Annotated in this window: 15 protein-coding genes; 5 read left to right on the top strand and 10 right to left on the bottom strand. The window is 71.0% G+C overall.

What is annotated here, in order from left to right; translation table 11 throughout:
* Positions 1–67 precede the first annotated feature (67 nt).
* The 3 genes from ACFWPA_RS13455 to ACFWPA_RS13445 all read left to right on the top strand — a co-directional run bounded on the left by ACFWPA_RS13455 (position 68) and on the right by ACFWPA_RS13445 (position 3,806).
* A complete protein-coding gene (locus ACFWPA_RS13455) occupies positions 68–955 on the top strand; it encodes an ROK family protein (RefSeq protein WP_378509133.1) in 888 nt (295 codons plus the stop codon).
* 150 nt (positions 956–1,105) lie between these two features.
* Positions 1,106–2,281 carry a phosphotransferase family protein gene (locus ACFWPA_RS13450; protein WP_378570461.1) on the top strand — a complete coding sequence of 392 codons (1,176 nt, stop codon included), beginning with the start codon at positions 1,106–1,108 and terminating at the stop codon, positions 2,279–2,281.
* A gap of 76 nt (positions 2,282–2,357) precedes the next feature.
* Complete coding sequence (locus ACFWPA_RS13445) at positions 2,358–3,806, top strand: aldehyde dehydrogenase (RefSeq protein ID WP_378509135.1); 1,449 nt, start codon at positions 2,358–2,360, stop codon at positions 3,804–3,806.
* Positions 3,807–3,873: 67 nt separating this feature from the next.
* On the opposite strand, the gene ACFWPA_RS13440 is transcribed toward ACFWPA_RS13445, so the two are convergent.
* Entirely contained in the window at positions 3,874–4,389 is a 516-nt protein-coding gene (locus ACFWPA_RS13440; RefSeq protein WP_378509136.1) for a hypothetical protein, read from the bottom strand.
* Positions 4,390–4,581: 192 nt separating this feature from the next.
* Here ACFWPA_RS13440 and ACFWPA_RS13435 point away from each other — a divergent pair, with 192 nt between their 5' ends.
* Positions 4,582–5,541: a cation diffusion facilitator family transporter gene (locus ACFWPA_RS13435; protein ID WP_378509137.1), complete on the top strand. Its 960-nt coding sequence runs from the start codon at positions 4,582–4,584 to the stop codon at positions 5,539–5,541.
* A 79-nt stretch (positions 5,542–5,620) separates the two neighbouring features.
* Here the strand turns inward: ACFWPA_RS13435 and ACFWPA_RS13430 are convergent, their stop codons facing one another.
* The 9 genes from ACFWPA_RS13430 to ACFWPA_RS13390 form a co-directional block, all read right to left on the bottom strand.
* The gene (locus ACFWPA_RS13430; RefSeq protein WP_378509138.1) at positions 5,621–6,211 is read right to left on the bottom strand and encodes a hypothetical protein; all 591 of its coding nucleotides are present in this window, start codon (positions 6,209–6,211) and stop codon (positions 5,621–5,623) included.
* Positions 6,212–6,342: 131 nt separating this feature from the next.
* The gene (gene epsC / locus ACFWPA_RS13425) at positions 6,343–6,927 is read right to left on the bottom strand and encodes a serine O-acetyltransferase EpsC (protein ID WP_378509139.1); all 585 of its coding nucleotides are present in this window, start codon (positions 6,925–6,927) and stop codon (positions 6,343–6,345) included.
* Between the two features lie 5 nt (positions 6,928–6,932).
* The gene (cysK, locus tag ACFWPA_RS13420) at positions 6,933–7,868 is read right to left on the bottom strand and encodes a cysteine synthase A (protein ID WP_378509140.1); all 936 of its coding nucleotides are present in this window, start codon (positions 7,866–7,868) and stop codon (positions 6,933–6,935) included.
* Between the two features lie 164 nt (positions 7,869–8,032).
* Positions 8,033–9,859: a phosphoenolpyruvate carboxykinase (GTP) gene (locus ACFWPA_RS13415; RefSeq protein WP_378509141.1), complete on the bottom strand. Its 1,827-nt coding sequence runs from the start codon at positions 9,857–9,859 to the stop codon at positions 8,033–8,035.
* 317 nt (positions 9,860–10,176) lie between these two features.
* On the bottom strand, positions 10,177–10,896 hold the full coding sequence (locus ACFWPA_RS13410; protein ID WP_378509142.1) for a hypothetical protein: 720 nt from the start codon (positions 10,894–10,896) through the stop codon (positions 10,177–10,179).
* A gap of 164 nt (positions 10,897–11,060) precedes the next feature.
* Entirely contained in the window at positions 11,061–11,405 is a 345-nt protein-coding gene (locus ACFWPA_RS13405) for a DUF6802 family protein (protein ID WP_378509143.1), read from the bottom strand.
* Positions 11,402–12,775, bottom strand: coding sequence for a hypothetical protein (locus ACFWPA_RS13400; protein WP_378509144.1), 1,374 nt, complete (start codon positions 12,773–12,775; stop codon positions 11,402–11,404). Before ACFWPA_RS13400 ends, ACFWPA_RS13405 begins: the two co-directional genes overlap by 4 nt.
* On the bottom strand, positions 12,768–13,544 hold the full coding sequence (locus ACFWPA_RS13395) for a hypothetical protein (protein WP_378509145.1): 777 nt from the start codon (positions 13,542–13,544) through the stop codon (positions 12,768–12,770). Before ACFWPA_RS13395 ends, ACFWPA_RS13400 begins: the two co-directional genes overlap by 8 nt.
* A 103-nt stretch (positions 13,545–13,647) precedes the next feature.
* Positions 13,648–15,186, bottom strand: coding sequence for a YfcC family protein (locus tag ACFWPA_RS13390; protein ID WP_378509146.1), 1,539 nt, complete (start codon positions 15,184–15,186; stop codon positions 13,648–13,650).
* Positions 15,187–15,333: 147 nt separating this feature from the next.
* On the opposite strand from ACFWPA_RS13390, the gene ACFWPA_RS13385 reads away from it, so the two are divergent.
* Entirely contained in the window at positions 15,334–17,364 is a 2,031-nt protein-coding gene (locus ACFWPA_RS13385; RefSeq protein ID WP_378509147.1) for a CocE/NonD family hydrolase, read from the top strand.
* Positions 17,365–17,416: the final 52 nt, after the last annotated feature.

Below are 17,416 nucleotides of genomic sequence, written 5' to 3'. Positions count from 1 at the left end.
TGCGTGATGTGCACCCCGGTCGGGGTGCACATCACGCACGGTCGGCGCAGCCGAATACGCTGCCCGGGTGGCGGCTCTCGCGTTGGACATCGGTGGCACCAAGTTCGCGGCGGCCCGCGTTCGGGCGGACGGCACGCTGGTCGCCGAGCAGCGCGTCGCGACGCCCGCCGTCGGCGTGTGGGAGGCGGCCGAGCGGCTGCTCGTTCAGGTCGCGGACGGCCGACGGGTGCGCCGGGTCGGGATCGGGGCTGCGGGGCCGGTGGACGTCGACGCCGGGGTGGTCGGGCCGCTGAACGTGCCGGAGTGGCGCACCGGATTCCCGCTCGTCGAGGCGGTCCGGTCGCTGTTCCCGGACGCCGAGATCACCCTCGCGATGGACGGCGCGTGTGCCGCGCTCGCCGAGTACCGGTTCGGTGCAGGCCGGGGGACACCGGACCAGATCGGGATGATCGTCTCGACCGGGGTCGGCGGCGGCGTCCTGCTCGGCGGGCGCATCGCGGGCGGGCGCACCGGCAACGCGGGCCACATCGGGCACGTGGTGGTGCCCGGCGCGGAGGACGTCGCGTGCGCGTGCGGCGGGGTCGGCTGCCTGGAGGCGGTCGCGTCTGGCCCGTCCGCGGTGCGGTGGGCGAACGCCCGCGGGTGGGCGGGGTCAACGGGGCTGGAGCTGTCGCGGGCCGCGGATGACCGCGAACCGACCGCCGTTGCGGCGCTGCACCGAGCCGGGACGGCGGTGGGGACCGCGATCGCGTCGTCGGCGGCGCTGCTGGATCTGGATCTGGCGGTGGTCGGCGGTGGTTTCGGGCAGGCCGGCCCGGCGCTGTGGGAGCCGATGCGGGCTGCGGCGGCGCGGCACGCGCGGTTGTCGTTCAGCCGCGGCCTGCGGATCGTGCCCGCGGCGCTCGGCGGTCGGGCGACGCTGATCGGTGCAGGCGCGTTGACGCTGGTCGACTAGCCCTTCCCAATTTCGTTACAGGTTCAACCGGAATGGGGGCTGATTTCGGCCCCGGAACTCTGTAACGTGTTCTAGTGTGCTGCTCACCACACTCTGCCTCGATGGCCGGGCGCCCCGCCTCGTCCGCGGGGACGACGGAACGAGGGCACCGTGAGCGCAGCAGAAACCCCGTTTGGCGACGGCGACGACTATTCGGAGGTCGCCCGCCCGCGGGACTCCCAACGCGACACCGACCACCTCCGCGCGGCCTTTCAGTCCTGGCTGACCGGCAGGCTGCCCGACGACGCCGACGCCCTCGTGCGGGGCGTCCGCCTCCCCGACGCCAACGGGATGTCGAGCGAGACCGTCCTCGTCGACGCGGAGTGGACCGAGCACGGCAGCCGCGGCCGCCACCACCTGGTGGCCCGGATTGAGCCGGGCACCACGTCGATGCCGGTGTTCCCGAGCTACGACATGGACACCCAGTTCGCGGTGATGAAGGCCGTCGGCGACCTGTCCGCGGTCCCGGTGCCCGCCGTCTACTGGTCCGAACCGGACCCCAGCGCGCTGGGGGCGCCATTCTTCGTAATGGAGCGGGTCGACGGTGACGTCCCACCGGATGTCATGCCCTACAACTTCGGGCCCTCGTGGCTGTTCGACGCCAGCGCCGAACAGCGCCGCACGCTGCAGGACGCGTCCGTCGACATCCTCGCGCAGTTGCACGCGATCCCCGATCCCGCAACACACTTCGCGTTCCTCCGCCTGCACGACGCGGGCACCACCGCGGAGGAATCGTTTCGGGCGCACCTGGCCCGGCAACGCGGCTACTACCAGTGGGCGACCGCGCAGGGACCGCGGTCCCCCCTGATCGAGCGGGCCCTGGACTGGCTGGAGGCGAACGTGCCCGCCGACCCGTCCCCCGCGGTGCTGTGCTGGGGCGACTCGCGGATCGGCAACATCATGTACCGCGACTTCACCCCGGTTGCCGTCCTGGACTGGGAGATGGCCGCGCTCGGCCCGCGGGAGATGGACGTGGCGTGGATGGTGTTCCTGCACAGGTTCTTCGAGGACCTTGCCGGTGTCGCGGGGTTGCCGGGCCTGCCGGACTTCCTGCGCAGGGAGGACGTCGCGGCCCGGTACGCGGCAGCGACCGGGCACACCCCCGAGCACCTCGACTACTACAGCGTCTACGCGGCACTGCGGCACGCGACGATCATGTTCCGCGTGCAGTCCCGCGCGATCGCGTTCGGCCAGGCGGCGGCCCCCGGCGATCCGGACGACATGATCATGCACCGCAGGACCCTCGAGGACATGCTCGACGGCGCCTACTGGGAGCGGGTGCCGTGACCACCACCGACGCGGGGCACGCCCGCTCCGACAGCGCACCACCGACCACCGACCCGACACCAGCAAGGAAGTACTGATGACCGACTACGACAAGCTCTACATCGGCGGCCAGTGGGTGGCCCCTGCCACCTCCGAACGCCTCGATGTGTTCTCCCCCGCCACCGAGGAGCGGGTCGGCAGCGTGCCGGTCGCCGCCCCCGCCGACATCGACGCCGCGATCGGCGCCGCCCGCACCGCCCTCGAGTCGGGCCCGTGGCCGCAGACCTCGCCCGCGCAGCGCGCCGAGATCCTCACCAAGGTCGCCAAGCTGATCGAGGAGCGCACCGACGAACTGTGCACGGTGATCACCTCCGAGATGGGTGCCCCGCGCGCCGGTGTCGAGCTGATGCAGAAGACGCCGACCCTCGCCGCACTGAACGCCTATGCGGGCCTGGTGGATTCGTTCCCCTGGGAGGAGGAGCGCACCGGCGTCTTCGGTACCACCAAGGTGTTCCGTGAGCCGGTCGGCGTCGTCGGTGCGGTCATCGCGTGGAATGTCCCGCTGTTCCTGATGATCAACAAGCTCGCGCCCGCGATCCTGGCCGGCTGCACGATGGTGCTCAAGCCCGCCCCCGAGACGCCGCTGAGCGCGAACGTCATCGCGGAGATCTTCACCGAGGCGGGTCTGCCCGAGGGCGTGCTGTCCATCGTGCCGGGCGGCGCCGCGACCGGTGAGTACCTGATCTCGCACCCGGACGTCGACAAGGTCACCTTCACCGGCAGCACCGCGGTCGGCCGCAAGATCGGTGCCATCGCCGCGCAGAACCTCAAGCGCTGCTCGCTCGAGCTCGGCGGCAAGTCGGCCGCGATCCTGCTCGAGGACATGGACGTCGCCGCGACCACCCCGATGCTGGTGCTGTCCGGCCTGATGAACTCCGGGCAGGCCTGCGTCGGCCAGACCCGGATCCTGGCGCCGCGCTCGCGCTACGACGAGATCGTCGAGGCGATGAAGAACTTCGTCGCGTTCCTGCCGATGGGCATGCCGGACGACCCGACCGCGCAGCTCGGCCCGATCATCACCGCCGCGCAGCGCGACAAGGTGCTCGGCTACATCGAGAAGGGCAAGGCGGAGGGCGCCCGCCTCGTCGTGGGCGGCGGCGTCCCGGCCGGGCTGGAGAAGGGCTACTTCGTCGAGCCGACCATCTTCGCCGACGTCGACAACTCGATGACCATCGCCCGCGAGGAGATCTTCGGGCCGGTCCTGTCGGTGATCGCGTACGACAGCCTCGACGAGGCCATCAAGATCGCCAACGACTCCGACTACGGCCTTGCCGGCTCGGTGTACACCACCGACATCGAGAAGGGCCTCGAGGTCGCCAAGCAGATCCGCACCGGAACCTTCGGAATCAACTGGTACGCCTTCGATCCCGGTTCCCCGTTCGGTGGCTACAAGAACTCCGGCATCGGCCGCGAGAACGGCCCCGAAGGTCTCGACGCGTACTGCGAGCTCAAGTCCGTGCTGATGCCCGCCGGCTACGGCGCCTGACGCACCCCTGACGCGAATGCGCGCCGCACCGCTCAGGTGCAGGCGCGCATTCGTCGTCTCGCCCGGCTCAGCTACCGAACGGGAGGGTCATCGCGGTGCTGCCGTCGCTGCTGCCGCCGGGCAGCAGCCCGACCTGCATCATCTGCGGCTCGCCGAGCACCGGATGAATCAGGTCGAATGCCCTTGCGCAGCCACCGATCACCCCGTAGACGCCGGGTTCGAGGTCGTTCACCGTGTTCGTCACGGTCGACTTCGGTGCGACGCCGAACATCGACAGCGGTGCGCTGAGCGCCGGGTAGACCAGCACACCCGGATCGAAGAGATGCGTCGGATCGTCCACGACCGCAGGCACCTCCGCGGCGTTCACGACAAACGCCTGGCACCACGGCACGTTGATGTCCCAGGCGTTGGTATTGGTGACCTTCATGGTGATGCTGGTGTCGCTCGAGGACGCGACGACGGTGGGCGGCTGCGTGGTCGGCGCGGCCGCGGCCGTCGCGGGCAGCGCGAACGCCAGCGCGGCTGCGGTCGCGGCGGCGACGGCTGCGCCGCCGACGATCCTGTTCGGGGTGGTACTGGGCATCGTGGCCCTTCCTGGGTGTAGGTACGGAGACGGCGCCGCACAGGGGGACGCGGCGCCGAGGGAACGGACAGAGGATAAGCGCCGGGGCACCGTCGAATCAGGCGGACCGCAGGATTGTCGCCGATCCCGTCCCGGCCCCCGCCGACCCGTGTCGGTCGGCCGAATGACCTCCCGCCGCCGTATCGTTCAACGATGACCGAACGCGACCCCGCGGTGGGCGGCGACCAGGAGAGCACGCTGACCGTGTTGCTGGCGTTCGGCGCGAACGCCGCGATCGCCGTCGCCAAGACGATCGCCGCCGTGGTGACCGGGTCGGCGTCGATGGTCGCCGAGGCCACCCACTCGTGGGCGGACACCGGCAACGAGGTGCTGCTGCTGATCGCGGGCAGGCGGTCGCGGCATCCCGCGGACCGGGCACACCCGCTCGGCTACGGACGGGAGGCGTACATCTGGTCGATGTTCGCCGCGCTCGGCCTGTTCGCGCTCGGTGCAGGCGTGTCAATCACGCACGGCATCCAGGAACTGATCACCCCGGAACCGGCGTCCGACTTCGGCGTCGCCTACGCGGTCCTGGGCATCGCGCTGGTGCTCGAGGGCATCTCGTTCGCCCAGGCATTCCGGCAGGTGCGGTCCGAGGCCGCGTCCGCCGACCGGGACGTCCTCGAGCACGCGCTGAAGACCTCGGATCCCACCGTCCGGGCGGTGTTCGCCGAGGACGCGGCCGCCCTGATCGGGCTGGTGATCGCCTTCGCGGGTGTGCTGCTGCACCAGCTGACCGGATCCCCCGTCCCGGACGCGATCGGCTCGATCCTGGTCGGCGTCCTGCTCGGGGTGATCGCGGTGATTCTCATTGACCGGAACCGGCGGTTCCTCGTCGGTGAGGAGGCCTCACCGCGGCTGCGTGCCGCCGGACTTGAGGCCCTGCTCGACCTGCCCGAGGTGGAGCGGGTGACGATGCTGCGGATGGAGTACCTCGGTCCGCGTCAGGTGTTCCTCGTCGGCGCGGTCGACCTGGTCGGAGACGTCGCCGAGCACACCGTCGCGGAGCTGCTCGACCACTGTGAGCGCAGCCTGGAGCGACACCCGAACATCCGCCGCGCCGTGCTGTCGCTGTCCACGCCCGGCGACCCGGCCCTCACCCCCGGCGACTGACCCTCCCGCCCGAGCGAACGGCACATTCATTCGATCTGATCGACTGAACGCTTCCGTTCACTCGGGAAGGCGGGTGGGGTTAACCGGTGAGCAGCGGCAGCAGGTCGGCGCTGCCGATGCCTGCGCCGAGGGCGGTGCCGCCGAAGTCAAGGACCGGGGCGATGCTGCCGATGCCGTCGGGGACGATAACCGGCAGGAACGAGACCCCGATGTTGTCGGGGTCGAGAACGGTATCGGTCCCGCCGCAGGTCCCGAGGTAGGCGTAAACGCCGTCGGCGACGTCGACGGTCCGCGATGCGCCGTTGGGTCCGGGTTCGAGCACCGAGTTGGTCGCGCTCGGGCCTGCCGTCAGACCCGGTTCGAGCATGATCCGGACCAGGCCTGCGTAGTCGCGGGTGTTGTACGCGATGAACGCCGCCAGCGCCTGCTGCCCGTTGAGCAACGCCGAGGTGCAGGTGCTGACGTCGAGGAGTCCGTTGACCCGGTTCGGGTTCGTCAGGTTCAGTTTCACGTTTTTGCCATCGATGTCGCCCTGGTCGACCGAGAGTTCGGGGCCGGAATAGCGGTCGGCCGCCGCGGCGGTGCCCGCACCGGCCAGCACCGCACCGGTCGCCATCACGGCCACCGCGGCACCCGCAACGGCCGTCTTCGTCGTCCTACCCACGTCCATGTCAACGCCTCCCGAAGTCACCGCCCGCGAGGCGCGGCCGGCCTCCGCGATCGTGACACCGCCGCGGCCGGACCGGCCCGCGCCACACCGGCGTCCGGCCCGGATCGTGATCGTTCGGAGACCGAACCGACTCAGATGTACATCGCCGGGTCGACATAGCTGTTCGGGTCGACGAGCTGCTCGTGCTGGCGTCCACTGCGGTGCCGCACGCTCGCCGGGATTCCGGTCGCGATCGAGTCGGCCGGAACATCGCGGGTGACAACGGCATTCGCCCCGACGGCGCTGTCGTCCCCGATCACGACCGGGCCGAGGACCTTCGCGCCAGCCCCGATCGTGACGCGGTTGCCGATCGTCGGGTGCCGCTTCGTCCGCGCCAGCGAGCGACCGCCGAGCGTGACGCCGTGATAGAGCATCACGTCGTCACCGATCTCGGTGGTCTCGCCGATCACCACACCCATGCCGTGATCGATGAAGAACCGCCGCCCGATCGTGGCACCGGGATGGATCTCGATGCCCGTCAGGAAGCGGGTGAACTGGGCCAGCACCCGCGCCGGACCGCGCAGCGCGGGCACCGCCCACATCCGGTGCGCGACCCGGTGCGACCAGATGGCGTGCAGCCCGGAGTAGACGAGCGCGTTCTCGGCGTTGCTGCGCGCGGCCGGATCCTGGCCGCGCGCGGCCTGCAGGTCCTCCCGAACCGTGCCCAGCACACCCATGCCCGTCAGTCCCGGATGTGCTCGAACAGCGGGGTGGAGATGTAGCGCTCGCCGAAGTCCGGCACGATCACGACGATCGTCTTGCCCGCATTCTCCGGGCGCTGCGCGAGCTGCAGGGCGGCCCACACGTTGGCGCCTGCGGAGATGCCGCCGAGGATGCCCTCGTCAGTGCCGAGGCTGCGCGCGGTGGCGACCGCATCGGGGAACTCGACGTCGATGATCTCGTTGTAGATCTCGCGGTCGAGGATGTCGGGCACGAAGTTGGCGCCGAGTCCCTGGATCTTGTGCGGGCCGGGCTGTCCCCCGGTGAGGATCGGCGAGTCGGCGGGCTCGACGCCGACGATGGTGACCTCGGGCTTGTACTTGCGCAGGGTGCGGCCCGCGCCGGTGAGGGTGCCGCCGGTGCCGATGCCCGCGACGAAGATGTCCACGGCGCCGTCGGTGTCGGCCCAGATCTCCTCGCCGGTGGTGCGCGAGTGGATCTCCGGGTTCGCGGGGTTGCCGAACTGGCGGGCGAGAACCGCGTTGTCGGTCTGCGCGACGATCTCCTCGGCCCTGCGCACGGCACCGGCCATGCCCTCGGCGCCGGGGGTGAGCACGATGTCCGCGCCGTACGCGCGCAGCATCACGCGGCGCTCGGTCGATGCCGTCTCCGGCATCGTGAAGATGGCCTTGTAGCCGCGGGCCGCCGCGACCATCGCGAGGGCGATGCCGGTGTTGCCGGAGGTGCCCTCCACGATGGTTCCGCCCGGCTTGAGCTCGCCGGACTTCTCGGCGGCGTCGATGATCGCGACACCGATCCGGTCCTTGACGCTGTTGGCCGGGTTGTAGAACTCCAGCTTGGCGACGACCTGCGCCTGCGCACCGTCGGTCAGGCGGTTCAGACGGACGAGCGGCGTGCGCCCGACCAGCTCGGTGACGTTGTTGTAGATCTGGCTCATAGCGGGTCCTCTCCCTTGCGTATACGCCGGGCGTCACTGTTCGTTAGGTGTATTCCACCACTGCCACTCCCGCCGCCCCACACCGCACCCCAGAAACGGGTGAAGGGCACCTGTGACCGGTCAGACCGATCACAGGTGCCCTTCACCCGAAACGGGGAGGTGGCTCAGCCGAGGCGCTGCTTGAGGGCCTCGAACTCGTCACGCACGCCGGACGGGACCTTCTCGCCGAGGAACTCGAACCACTCCTCGATCAGCGGCAGTTCCGCCTTCCACTCGTCGACGCTGACCGCGAGGGCCTCGTCGACGTCGGCGGCGACCACGTCGAGCCCGGTCAGCTCGAGATCCGCCGCGGTCGGCACGAAACCGATCGGGGTGCTCTGCGCGCCCGCCTTGTGCTCGATGCGGTCCACGATCCACTTGAGGACGCGGGAGTTCTCGCCGAACCCGGGCCACAGGAACCGGCCGTCCGCACCGCGACGGAACCAGTTCACGTAGAAGATCTTCGGCAGCTTCTCCGCGTCGGCGTTCTTGCCGAGGGTGATCCAGTGGTTGATGTAGTCGCCCGCGTTGTAGCCGATGAACGGGATCATCGCCATCGGGTCGCGGCGGACGGCGCCCACCTTGCCCTCGGCGGCGGCGGTCTGCTCGGACGACAGCGTCGCGCCGAGGAAGGTGCCGTGCTGCCAGTCGAACGACTCCGCAACCAGCGGGACCGTCGTCTTGCGGCGGCCGCCGAACAGGATCGCCGAGATCGGCACGCCCTGCGGGTCGTCCCACTCGGGGGCCAGGATCGGGCACTGCGACATCGGCGTGCAGTACCGCGAGTTCGGGTGGGCGGCCTTCTCGCCGGACTCGGGGGTCCAGTCGTTGCCCTTCCAGTCGATCAGGTGCTGCGGGTCGCCCTCAAGGCCCTCCCACCAGACGTCGCCGTCGTCGGTCAGCGCGACGTTGGTGTACAGCGTGTTGCCCGCCTCGACCGTCTTCATCGCGTTCGGGTTCGAGCCGTAGTTGGTTCCGGGCGCGACGCCGAAGAACCCGAACTCCGGGTTGACGGCGTACAGCCGGCCGTCCTCACCGAAACGCATCCAGGCGATGTCGTCGCCGAGGGTCTCGGCGCGCCAACCGGGGATGGTCGGCTGGATCATCGCGAGGTTCGTCTTGCCGCAGGCGGACGGGAACGCGGCCGCGATGTAGTAGTTCTTGTTCTCCGGCGAGATCAACTTGAGGATCAGCATGTGCTCGGCCAGCCAGCCCTCGTCGTGGGCCATCGCCGACGCGATGCGCAGCGAGTAGCACTTCTTGCCGAGGAGGGCGTTGCCGCCGTAGCCGGAACCGTAGGACCAGATCTCGCGGTCCTCCGGGAAGTGGGTGATGTACTTGGTGTCGTTGCACGGCCACGGCACGTCGGCCTGGCCCTCGGCGAGCGGCGCGCCGACGGAGTGCAGCGCCTTCACGAACGGCTTGTCCGTGCCGAGCTTGTCCAGGGCGGCCTGACCCATGCGGGTCATGATGCGCATCGACACGACAACGTACTCGGAGTCGGTGATCTCGACGCCCAGCTTCGGGTCGGCCGCACCGAGCGGGCCCATGCAGAACGGCACCACGTACATGGTGCGACCGCGCATGCTGCCGCGGTACAGGTCGGTCATGAGGCCGCGCATCTCGGCCGGGTCCATCCAGTTGTTGGTGGGGCCTGCGTCGATCTCGTTGCGCGAGCAGATGTAGGTGCGCGACTCGACGCGCGCCACGTCGGACGGGTCGGAGTTGCCGAGGAACGAGTTCGGCTTCTTCTCGTCGTTGAGACGGGTGAAGGTGCCGGCCTCGACCAGCTTGGTGGTCAGCCGGTCCCACTCCGCGTCCGAACCGTCGGCAAACACGACGCGGTCGGGCTGCGTCAGCTCGGCCACCTCGCGAACCCAGGCGAGAAGCTCGCCGTGCGAGGTGGGCGCGGGGTCGGTGCCATTCAGACCTGGAATGGTCGCTGAGGTCATCAAACTCTCCCTGGGGTGTTCCGGAATCGTGTCACCGCGCCCCGCCCTCCGACGGTGCTCGATGTCGCGCGATTGACCCCTCTCGGCGGGGCGCTACCCGCTGTTCCGTCTCCGTGTGCGAGTGGTTTCACACGGCCGACGACGACGCGGGCGCCGGGTGTCCTGCTATGAGGTTAGCGCTGTGTGTCCGTCTGATGGGAACCGGGTCGCGTCGGATCGCTCACAGGAACGATTCAGTGATCGGGCGAGGTCCCCGACACGACTGCGGCGGTGACGACAGGGTCGTCACCGCCGCAGTCGGGCGTCGTGCGCTCGAATCAGCTGAGGCTGCCCTCGATCACGTTCAGGATGGCGTCGCCGAGGACGTCACTGATCGAACCGGTGGAGCTGAGCTGGCCCTCCGCGGAGCCGAGCCCGGTCTCGTCCGCGACGGACAGCACCGACTCGCCCGCGTTGGGGATGCGCACCTTGAAGCAGGCGGTCAGGCCCGGCAGCTCGGTGCCGACGCCGACGGTGCCCGCGACGCCGACGCCGCCGGAGGTGACGGCCGAGCCGGGGACCGCGTTCTTCGGGACGAGGTAGGTGGTCTCGAGGGTGACCGGGTTACCGGAGTTCACGAACCAGCCGGTGCTGGTGAACTTCCAGCCGCCCGCGTTCGGCGTGGGGGTCACCGGCTCGGGCTGCTGGCCACCCACCGCGTTGTACGCGGTGATCGTCGACTCGATCGGGGCGTCGAAGCCCTCCGGCGCGAACTCGGTGATGGTGTTGACGTACGGGTTGCCGATGCCGGTGGTACCGATGACGGTCTTGTAGGTGACCTTGGTTCCGCCCGCGGCCTCGGACACGTTGACCGAGCGGTTGTAGGTGTGCGTGATGCCCCAGGTGCTGGCGTCGTTCTTGCTGGCACTGCTGGACTGGTTGCAATCGGCGGCGCTGGCGACGCCGGTTCCGAGGCCGAGGCCGACGACCGCGCCCGCGGCGACGAGGGCACCGGAGGCGGCGACTGCGGTGATGCGGCGCATCGAGGATCGGGACATGGAGATCTCCGTTTCGATCAGGTCAGGCCCCGCGCATCCCACCGCGGTCGGCCCGGTGAAGGTGTGACATGTGCGTGATCGGGGTCACGCACCCGACCTTTATACGGACATTCGTCCAGTTTGCTGTGCGTTTTCGGAAATTCGCTCAACAGCAGGTCCCGCGGTCACAACCGGCCCGCGTCGATCCGGCTCCAGTGCACGGTGCCGTCGGCCGCCCGCCGCGGCTCCCACGCCGCGTAGTCGCCGTCGCCCTCGACCCGGGTCAGGTGGTCGGCGCTGCCGTCACCGTCGAGGTCGGAGGCGACCGTCACCCCGCCCGAGTCGACGAACGTCGCGGTGTCGAGAACACCGTCGGAGTTCAGGTCGACGGTCGGGTCGGTGACCGCGAACTCGCCGAGCGGGCCCGCGTCCACGGTCACCGGAAGCGGGTCGCCAAATCCCATCGCCAGCATCTCGTCGTGCATCGTCGACCCCCTCGCTCCCGCCGGTCCGACCCGCAGACCGGTCACTGCCCGATTGGACGCGCCCGCGCCGCCTCCGGTTCCGCCAGCGCGCGGTCCAGGTCCGCGAGATCCCGCTCGATCGCCGACAGCCTGCCGGCCGCGCGGGTCGCGCTCTCCCGCAGCGCCCGGTCCACCGCGATCAGCACCGGTTCGGTCGCCGCCACCCGCGCGCGGTGCGCGGCGCCGATCGCCTCGATGAGCGTGGCCTCGGCCTCCACCAGCCGGGTCAGCGACCGCTGCTCGAGCCCGGACCGCACCTGCGCCATCGTCTCGGCCAGCCACTGCCGCAGATGCGCGCGATCCGCAGCGAGTCCGCGCAGCCGGGTCAGCCACCACGCAGCGACGCCGCCGATCAGCAGGCTCAGCGGGGCCACGATCAGGTCGAGGGCCGCGATCCCCGACAGCGGCGATGCCACCAACCGCCCCAACCCGACCCCGGCGGACGCCCCGACGACCACCACCATCCGGTCCTCGACACCCCGGTGCCGGGGTTCGGGATCCGCGACCGTCGGCGGCGGGCGATGCGGCCCCGGCGCCGGGTGCGCCGCGCCGAGCACCTGCGCCCCCAGCTCGGTCAGCACCGTGGTCGTTGCCGCGTCGAGTTCGACGGTCAGCGCCGCGACCTCCGCGCGCACCCGGTGCGCGAATCCGGCGAGACCGGGTCGATCCGCGCGATCGAGGGGCGACCGCAGCGCTGTCGCGGTCCCCCGGACCCGCTCCCCGACCTGATGCGCGAGATCCACCCTGGCCAGCGCCGTCAGCCGCCGCAGCGCCGCCGATGCCTGCGCCCGCGGCTCGTCGCGGCCCGCGATCAGCTCCGCCCGCCGGGCCCGCAGCCGCGGGGTGTCGTCGTCGCGGCGCAGGTCGTCCGCGGTCCCCCGCACCACCGACCGGGTGCGTTCCAGGGCGGCTCGTCTGCCACGACCGGGGTCGACCCGGGCCAGTGCCGCGACGACCGCGTCCCGCAGGCCCGGCAGACCGCGGCCCGTGCGCGCGGACACCGGCAGGATCGACGCGGGCACGACAACCGGCGCGTGGTCGGCGAGCAGGACGGTGTCGCGCTCGCGCACCACCGCCCAGTCCCGGTGCGCGTCGACCTTGGTCAGCGCGACCAGGACCGCACTCCCGCGCCCCGCAACGGCGCGGAGGAGGTCGAGGTCGTCCCGACCGATCGGGGCCGCGGCGGCGACGACGAACACGGTGACCGCCGCGACGCGGTCGTGGCCGTCCACGACGTCGACGTCCGGCAACACGGCCCGCAACCGGACCGCCAGGGCGCTGACCCCGCTGCCCGGTGGTCCGACGACGGCAACCACCGGGCCCGGCGGCTGCGGGTGCCAGCGGTCCAGCACGTGCGCGGCGTCCCGGTCAGGCACGGTGACCACCGTCCCGGACGGCCGCACGATGAAGGGCGAGGGCCGCGCGGGCGGACGCCGCGTCGGGCGCGGTGTTGCGCCGGACCCGCCACTGGCGGGCCCGATCCCGGTCGGACCCGGTCCCGACCGCATCGGGCCCGGCCGGATCGGGCACCGCCGCGGCGAGGGCAGCAAGCCGCACCCCGTCATCGGAGGCAAGGAAGCTCTCGACGTGGTCGCGGCGGCTCCCGTCCCGCGCCGACGCGCGCAGCAGGGCCAGCAGGGCGGCGGCCCGAGCGGTGCGGGCGGCGGCCATCCGCCGGACGAGCACCTCGCGGAGCGTCTCGACCCCGGCGATGTCGCCCACCGCGGTGACCGGCAGGCACTCGGTCCGGAACTCGGCGGACACCCGGGCCGCGGCCCCCGCCGCGTCGCCAACCGTGTCCGCCTTACCGAGCACCAGGACCGGGCGGGCGCCCGCCGCGGCCGCGCAGTCCCGGTCCGACCGGCGCGGTGGATCCAGCAGGACGAGGACAACGACGTCACCGGTGAGGACCGGGTCGGCGACGCCGGGTTTGTCCCACGCCGCGGTCGCACCGATGTCGGCGCCGGGAATCGTGCCGAGTGCGGCAACCAGCGCGGACCGGCCGACACCCGCCCGCCCGGTCACCTCGATCCGGATCGGGTCGGTGACCGCGGCCCAGCGGCGCGCCAGGTCGGCGGCGATCCCCGGATCGGGCGGGTCCATCCGCGCCCCGAAGCCGGCGATACCGGCACCTGTCGACGCCATCGCGTCACCCCCTGAACTGACACATCGCGCCCTCCCCCGGCGCGGGTCCATGATCGCAGCCCGACGCCGCACGCGGCGGCGATCGCTCGAATCGGCCGCCCGGTCAGGCCACCATCGCGCCGATCACGAGGAACCCGCAGATCAGGACCGCCAGGATCGCCAGCAGCGGCAGGATGAAACGGAGGTACCTGTTGTAGCCGACCTTCGCGAACGTCAAGCCGCCCATGATCACCGCGCTCGTCGGCACCCACAGGTTCATCCACCCATTCGACGCCGCCCACGCGGTCACGACCAGCGACCTCGGCACGTCCGCGAACGCCGCGAGCGGGGCCATGATGGGCATGACCAGGGTCGCGTGCCCGGACGTGCTGGGGATCAGGAAGGCCAGCGGCAGGTTGACGAGCCAGACCAGCACGACGAACACCCCGGACGTTGCGCCGCTGACCGCGCTCTCGAGCGAGTGCAGGACGGTGTCGGTGATCTTGGAGTTGTTCATGATGACGGTGATGCCGCGGGCGACGGCAACCACCAGGGCCGGGGCGATGAAGTCGCCCGCGCCCTGGATGAGCGTGGAGCTGACCTTCTGTTCCCCCATCCTGGCGACGCAGCCGACCACGATCGTCGCGACCAGGAACAGGGCCGCGAGCTGCGGGAACGACCACCCCAGCTCCCACCCGTACGGCTCCGCGTCGGGATTGCCGGTGAGCGCGCTCGACCACGGGATCACCGAGAAGATCATCAGCACGAACGTCGCGAGCAGCAGCCACAACACCACCTGCTGGGTCCGGGTCAGCGGCTCGACCTTCGCGGTCGCGGCCTGCTCGGCGATCTCCTTGTCCCCGGGAAGGAGCCCGACGAGGGAGCGCTCCGGGTCGCGGCGGACGCGGCGCGCGTACCGCATCACGTAGCCGATGGTGACGGTGGTGAGGACGATCAACATGACGACGCGGAGCACGATGCCGTCGCCGATCGAGACACCGGCGGCCGAGGAGGCGACGCCGATCGCGAACGGATTGACCGTCGAGCACAGCGTGCCGATCCCCGCACTGAGCAGGATCGCGGCGGCCGCGACCAGCCGATCGAAGCCGAGCGCCAGCATCAGCGGGACGATGAGCCCGAAGAAGCCGAGGGTTTCCTCCGCCCACCCCTCCACGGAGCCGAGCAGCGCGAACAGCGCCATGATCCCGACGACCATCAGCCCACCCCGGTCGCGCAGCCGGTGCGCGAGCCTGCCGATGCCGCGATCGAGGGCGCCGGTCGCGAACACCACCGTGATGAAGGCACCGATGGCGAGGACGAAGAAGAAGACCCCGACGCTGCCGTACAGGTCGCCGGTGTTGTCGGCCGCGACCTGCCCGGTCTCGGTGTCCTGGATGCCGTAGAGGCCGTTGACCGGCGACATCAGCAGGTCGCCGAGCCTGCCCCAGAAGTCGAGCGGCGGGTCGATCCGCTGATAGGACCCGGCGATCGGGTTCCCGTCCGGATCGCGCTGGTACTGCCCGCTCGGCACGACGAAGGCGATCAGCCACACCACGACCGCGACCAGCGCCAATACCGTCAGCGCGGAGGGGAAGGACCGCTGCCGCGCCTCGGTCCCGGTGTTCTCCTGGCCCGCCGCGTCTTCCGAATTCGACTGTGCCATCGCAGGACCCGTCCCTGTTGATGTGAGGTCGTCCCAGTAAAGCCGACGCCAGCGCCGCGCGCCCGCCGAGTGCGTCTCGGCGGGCGCGGACCTCCCCGCCGTGAGACGGTGGAGCCCGCAGAGTGTTCCCGTCGAGGAGGCGTGCCCATGTCGACCCCGATTCCGGCACCACGTCCGCACCATCCGGTCCGCGTCGAGCGCACTGCGTGGATCCCGATGCGGGACGGGGTGCGCCTGTCGGCACGCATCTGGTTTCCGGCGGACGTCACCGACCCGCAGCCCGCCGTGATGGAGTACATCCCCTACCGCAAGAACGACGGCACCGCCGCCCGCGACGTGAGCCTGCACGCCGCGTTCGCACAGGCAGGCTACGTCGCACTGCGGGTGGACAACCGGGGTAGCGGGGACTCGGAGGGCATCATGCTCGACGAGTACCACGCCACCGAACTCGACGACGCGGTGCAGATCCTGGAATGGCTTGCCGCGCAACCGTGGTGCGACGGGAACGTCGCGATGCTCGGCAAGTCGTGGGGCGGATTCAACGGACTGCAGGTCGCGGCGCTGGGCCCGCCGCAGCTCAAGGCCATCGTGACGGTGTGCTCCACCGACGACCGGTACGCCGACGACGTGCACTATCTGGGCGGGTCGCTGCTGGCGTCCGAGGCGCTGCCGTGGGCGTCGACCATGCTCTGCTACAACGCCCGCCCGCCGGACCCGGACGTGGTCGGGGACCGCTGGCGGGACGAGTGGTTCACCCGGATGGAGCAGACGCCGTCGTTCATCGGCACCTGGCTCACGCATCAGCGCAGGGACGCGTACTGGAAGCACGGCTCGGTGATCGAGAATCCGGGGGCGATCACCGCCGCCGTGCTGTCAATCAGCGGCTGGGCCGACCCCTACCGCGGCGCGGTGCTGCGCCTACTCGAGGAGCTCTCGTCACCGGTGAAGGGCCTGATCGGACCCTGGGCGCACACCTACCCGCATCAGGCGTCCCCCGGGCCGGCGATGGACTTCATCGGCGAATGCCTGCGCTGGTTCGACTGCCACCTGCGCGGCAGCGACGACGCGGCCACCCGGCTGCCCGCGCTGCGCGCCTGGATCCCGGACCCGGTCCCGCTCGGCAGCGACGAGGGCGAGCGGCCGGGGCGCTGGGTGACCGAGCCGGTCTGGCCGCCCGAGGGGCGGGCGCCGCACGAGTGCGCGCTCGCCGGCCGCGGCCTGCACCTGTCGGGCGTCGCGCCCGAACCCGGTGGCGCGGTCACCCGGCTGCGGTCCCCGCTGGCGATCGGCTCGGCGGCGGGCAACGTGCTGCAGTTCGGCGACCTCGCGGGCAGGCCCGGCGACCAGGCCGCCGACGACGGACGCTCGCACACCTTCGACTCGCCGCCGCTGACCGAGCGGCTCGAGATCCTCGGGCGGTCCGAGGTGGAGCTGTCGGTCTCGGCGGACCGACCGCAGGCGCAGCTGGCGGTGCGACTGTGCGAGGTGACCCCCGACGGCACGTCCCGGCTGGTGACGGCGGGCCTGCTCAATCTGACGCACCGGTCGGGTCACGAGCATCCCGAGCCCCTCGAGCCGGGGCGGGTGTACCGGGTGACGGTCCCGGTGTTCGCGACCGGTCACGCGTTCGGGGTCGGCAGCCGGGTCCGGGTCAGCGTCTCGGCCTCGTTCTGGCCGTGGGCGTGGCCGTCCCCGGAGCCGGTGACGGTGACCGTTGCCCCGGACCCGGGGGTGCTGCGGCTGCCGATCCGGCCGGTCGACGCGGCGCCGGACGGCGAACCGACCGCTCCGCCGCCACCGGACCCGCCCAGCTCGCTGGACGTCGTCGACGTGCCAGCAACCCGAACAATCAGCTGGGATCCGGTGACCCGCACACAGGTCGTCGAGATGACGTTCTCGGACGGCACCACCACCGACCGGGCCGACGGGCTGACCCGCACCGAAACCGAACTGAACCGCTTCCGCCTCCGGGAGGGCGATCCGACGGCAACCGTGGTCGAGTGCGAACGGTCGGACGCGATCGGCCGGGGCGACTGGAGCACGAAGGTGGCGACCTACAGCCGGATGACGTGCACGGCGACCGACTACTTCGTTGCCGACCGGCTGGTCGCGTACGAGAACGGTGTCGAAGTGTTCACAAAGAGTTGGTACACGACGGTGCCGAGGGACCAGTCGTAGCCGGGAACAAAGTCACAGGTCATGGCAATTTCTGTGGTCGAAGCGACGGTCG

This window comes from Rhodococcus sp. NPDC058505, assembly GCF_042720095.1.
GTDB lineage: Bacteria > Actinomycetota > Actinomycetes > Mycobacteriales > Mycobacteriaceae > Rhodococcus_G.
The sequence above is the reverse complement of the archived record's forward strand: the minus strand, read 5'-3'. Positions and strand labels throughout refer to the sequence as shown.